The 2,302-nt window shown below is 64.5% G+C and carries 3 protein-coding genes; 2 read left to right on the top strand and 1 reads right to left on the bottom strand.

What is annotated here, in order from left to right; all coding sequences use genetic code 11:
- Positions 1-721, top strand: a 721-nt coding sequence (locus JHD07_RS32590) for a DapH/DapD/GlmU-related protein (RefSeq protein WP_291629604.1), incomplete at its 5' end; no start/stop codon positions are given.
- Positions 722-730: 9 nt separating this feature from the next.
- Here JHD07_RS32590 and JHD07_RS32595 read toward each other — a convergent pair.
- Positions 731-946 carry a hypothetical protein gene (locus JHD07_RS32595; protein ID WP_291629606.1) on the bottom strand — a complete coding sequence of 72 codons (216 nt, stop codon included), beginning with the start codon at positions 944-946 and terminating at the stop codon, positions 731-733.
- A 220-nt stretch (positions 947-1,166) separates the two neighbouring features.
- Here JHD07_RS32595 and glmS point away from each other — a divergent pair.
- Positions 1,167-2,302, top strand: a 1,136-nt coding sequence (gene glmS, locus JHD07_RS32600; protein WP_291629608.1) for a glutamine--fructose-6-phosphate transaminase (isomerizing), incomplete at its 3' end; no start/stop codon positions are given.

A 2,302-nucleotide genomic window follows, 5' to 3' on the forward strand; every position in this document is an offset into this window, starting at 1 on the left:
CCTCGAGGGCGATGATGGTGTGGCCAATTGCAAGGACGAGGTGCGCGGCATCAACACCAAGGCGCAGCTCGCGGAAGCGGAAAGCGTGATGCAGGCGCGCTTGCGCAAGGCCGCGATGGAGGCCGGGGTGACGCTGATCGCGCCGGAGACGGTGTATCTGTCCGCCGACACGGTGTTCGGCAAGGACGTGACCATCGAGCCATTCGTGGTGATCGGCCCCGGGGTGTCGATCGCGGACGGCGCGGTGATCCATTCGTTCTCGCACATCGTCGAGACCACGCTCGGCAAGAATGTCTCGATCGGCCCCTATGCGCGGCTGCGTCCCGGCACCTCGCTCGGCGACGGCGCCCGCATCGGCAATTTCGTGGAGACCAAGGCGGCGACGCTGGAGGCCGGCGTCAAGGTCAACCATCTCTCCTATATCGGCGATGCCACCGTCGGGGCCAATTCCAACATCGGCGCCGGCACCATCACCTGCAACTACGACGGCTTCAAGAAGCACAAGACGGTGATCGGGCAGGGCGCCTTCGTCGGCACCAATTCCTCGCTGGTCGCCCCGGTGACGATCGGCAACGGCGCCTATATCGGCTCGGGCTCGGTGATCACGAAGGATGTCCCCGACGACGCGATGGCGCTGGAGCGGAGCCCGCAGACCATCCGCGAAGGCGGCGCGGCGCGCTATCGCGAGATGAAGACGGGCGGCAAGACGCCGCAGAAGTGAGCGGGACCGTTATTCGTCGGCGAATTCGGAGAAGATCGCGCGGGTCAGGCGCCAGCCGCGCGGCTTGGCGCGCTTCACCGGCTCGCCTTCCGGATGCTTCATGAAGACGGGCTTGCTTTCCTTGCCGCGCTGGGGCGGCGGCCAATGCGCGAGGTGCGTGCCCGTGGTCTCGCTGGCACGCACGGACATCGGTGATAGACCTTTGCGGTCGGAAGAGCCTTTCATGGCCTTGTTCTCCTGACCGGAATCGTTGGCCAAATCCGTTGACAACGAGTTAACGCGCGCGGATTAAGATCGGCCAATTCGACGCAGGCGAAGCTCGGATCGGGAGTCAGCGCTGTCTCAATCAGCAATAATTATTGAGTATCTGGTTCCCATCGAATTTCGCTAAAAACCGAACGCGTCGTTTAGGCGATTTTTCGACGATTTGGGGGATAGTGTCCGCATGTGCGGGATTGTCGGCATTCTCGGGCGCGAGCCGGTTGCAGAGCAATTGGTGGATTCGCTCAAACGTCTCGAATATCGCGGCTATGATTCCGCGGGCGTCGCCACGCTCGAAGGTGCGCGCCTCGAGCGCCGCCGCGCCGAGGGCAAGCTGAAGAATCTGGAGAAGCGGCTGGAAGCCGAACCGCTCAAGGGCACTACCGGTATCGGTCACACGCGCTGGGCCACCCACGGCAAGCCGACCGTCAACAACGCCCATCCGCACGCGACCGAACGCGTCGCCGTGGTCCACAACGGCATCATCGAGAATTTCCGCGAGCTGCGCGAGGAACTCGAGGCGAAGGGTACGGTGTTCCACACCGAGACCGACACCGAGATCGTGCTGCACCTCGTCGACGATCTGCTGGCGCGCGGCAACAAGCCGGTCGAGGCCGTCAAGCTGACGCTGGCCCGCCTGCGCGGCGCCTTCGCGCTCGGCTTCATCTTCGCCGGCGACCACGACCTCCTGATCGGGGCGCGCAACGGCCCTCCGCTCGCGATCGGCTACGGCGACGGCGAGATGTATCTCGGGTCCGACGCCATCGCGCTCGGCCCGTTCACCGACACGATCAGCTATCTCGAGGACGGCGACTGGGTCGTGCTGACCCGCAAGAGCGCCGATATCTTCGACAAGGACGGAAACGCCGTCCAGCGCGACAAGATCAGGCACGCTGCCTCGACCTCGCTGGTCGACAAGGCCAATTACCGCCACTTCATGGCCAAGGAGATTCACGAGCAGCCTGAAGTGGTCGGCCACACGCTGGCGCGCTATGTCGACATGGCGACGGAGCGGGTCTCGCTGCCCGTCAAGCTGCCGTTCGACTTCAGTGATATCCGCCGCATCAACATCACGGCGTGCGGTACCGCGAGCTATGCCGGCTTCGTCGCAAAATATTGGTTCGAGCGCTTTGCGCGCGTCCCGGTCGAGGTCGATGTCGCCTCCGAGTTCCGCTACCGCGAGGCGCCCTTGCGCAAGGGCGACCTGGCCATCTTCATCTCGCAATCCGGCGAGACCGCCGACACGCTGGCGGCGCTGCGCTACGCCAAGGCGGAAGGCGTGCACACGATCGCCGTCGTCAACGTGCCGACCTCGACGAT

This window comes from Bradyrhizobium sp. (assembly GCF_016462955.1).
In the GTDB taxonomy this organism is placed as follows: Bacteria; Pseudomonadota; Alphaproteobacteria; order Rhizobiales; family Xanthobacteraceae; genus Bradyrhizobium.